Annotated in this window: 2 pseudogenes; both read right to left on the bottom strand. The window is 50.7% G+C overall.

The window, feature by feature from the left end:
* Positions 1-1,679, bottom strand: a pseudogene (locus tag WG8_RS06065) (ABC transporter ATP-binding protein); the annotation flags it as partial.
* Between the two features lie 20 nt (positions 1,680-1,699).
* Positions 1,700-2,127: pseudogene (locus tag WG8_RS06060) on the bottom strand (hypothetical protein); the annotation flags it as partial.

Below are 2,127 nucleotides of genomic sequence, written 5' to 3'. Positions count from 1 at the left end.
TGACCTTTCATTCGCTCCAGCGCCGCCTGAATGGCAGCTTCATGCTCACCATCGAGCGCGCTTGTCGCTTCATCCAATATGAGCACCGGAGGATGATGCAGGACAGCCCGCGCTAATACCAATCGTTGACGTTCCCCTCCAGACAGACGAATCCCGCGATCCCCAATGACTGTGTCCAGCCCTTCGGGCAGTCTGGCAACAAAGCTATCTGCGGCTGCAAAATGCAGCGCCTCCCATAGCTGCTCCTCGCTCGCATTCCTATCCGCCAGCTTCAGATTTTCACGAACGGTGGCATGGAACAGAAAAGGGTCCTGTGACACGTATCCAAACGATTGCCGCCACTGTGGCAACAGTTCGTCATCCAAAACACGCCCATCTATTTGAATCTGCCCCCCAGTTGGACGTAGAAAGCCCATCAGCACATCGACCAACGTACTCTTGCCTGCTCCCGATTTTCCCACAATGGCTGTCATCCCTCTGGCAGGTATGAACAGATTAATTTGGTGCAGTGCAGGCTCTGCCGCACCATCATAGCGATAATTCAGATCGCTGCATTCAATCCCGCTGCGCAGAAACAAGGGGTGCCGCGTCAATGCAGCTACATGAAGTTCCGATCCAGTGGATGGAACGCGAGCGGCAGAGGATGTAACTGCAAGCAACGACGGATCTGAGAAAGCTTCGCATTCCTGCTGTACTTTGGTCACACTTTCAAAAGCTGAGATCATGGACATGATATATTCCAAACTCGCTTGAATCAGGGCGAACCTCGGCCATAAGCGGGAAAATATGAGGATCAGCACAATCAGCTTTTCAGGTGAAACATGCAGCCATTGCAGGGACGCGAAAATAAGACAAACGACAAATACAGCTGCTGCTGTGCGATGCAAAAACTGCGTGGTGGCATTTTGCCGAACAAATTGGGTCGAATTATCCTTCATCCGGCGCGTCAGGGAACGAAACCAATCTATGTTGGCTGCCTCCAGCAGATTGCTTTTAATATCCTTCATTCCATTCATATGATCGGTAATGCCGGCAAAATAAATCTGTGAAAGCTCTGTGGTACGGTCACCTAGCTGCTTGGCATTTCGAATAGAGCGACGGAATACGACAAACAGTCCCAATCCACTCAGGAATACCAATCCGGTTAAGGAAGGGGATAACCAAAAAGCCAGCGCGATCTGGATCAGCGTAAACATGATGGCTGTGGTGAGTTGAAGAAGCAAATTGGTTCCCTGACTGACACGTGCCAGTTCGGTCGTCATCACATGGCTAAAATCAGATTTACGCTGGCGCAAATAAAAAGTCCACTGCGCCTTCATAAAGGAGGTATACACGTCTATTCGAAGCGAGCGCATAAAACGCTGCTGAATCTGTGAGCTCAGGACCGATTGGTAACGCTGAAGCAGAGCCTGCCCTGTAAGCAGCACCACAAAAAGTAGCAGCATCCCTGGCAATAGCCAGCTTTTTGGAATGTACGACAAGAAATGATCGAATCCACCGGACAGAAACGGCAGTCCTGAATGACCGGCAAATACGCCGATGGCCGCCAGCATAGGCACAATCATATAGATGCCAACGCCCTCCAGCAGGCTGATAATCATCATACATACGATATTGAGAATTAACGTACCACCGTTCACGGTGTACAGCTTGGTAAAATATAATCGCAGGTGAGCCATAACGCACACTCCTTATCGAGTCAGTGCTTTGAAAATCGCCGTTTCAGCCAAAGAAATGGACGTAAAGGGATGTACAAAAAATGCAGCTTGCGAGGCAGCGGCAACAAGATCGGATCACCCGTAGAAGGAAACAAACGACTAATAAGATAAAGTAATCTGTGTCTTGGCTCCCTTAGGGAAAGCAAGTAAGCTCGGCTAATGGGCTGAGGTGTGACCGCTGTTGCTGTTGCTACAGCTACAGCAGGGCTGGAGGTGACCGTAGCAGCTGTAGCTCCAGCAACGGCAGAACTGGAGGCGACTGTAGCAGAAGCTACAGGCATAGTAAGACTGCTCACAGCAGTGTTCAGTGTGTTCACCGTATCACCCGTCACGCTGCCGACTTCTCTCGCGATGCCAGTAGCGTCACTGACAGCGTGCAGAGCAGCTTCGCCAAAGGCATCGCCAGCTG

It is taken from the genome of Paenibacillus sp. Aloe-11, assembly GCF_000245715.1.
In the GTDB taxonomy this organism is placed as follows: domain Bacteria; phylum Bacillota; class Bacilli; order Paenibacillales; family Paenibacillaceae; genus Paenibacillus; species Paenibacillus kribbensis.
Note: the sequence above shows the minus strand (reverse complement) of the source record. Positions and strands in the feature narration are given on the sequence as shown.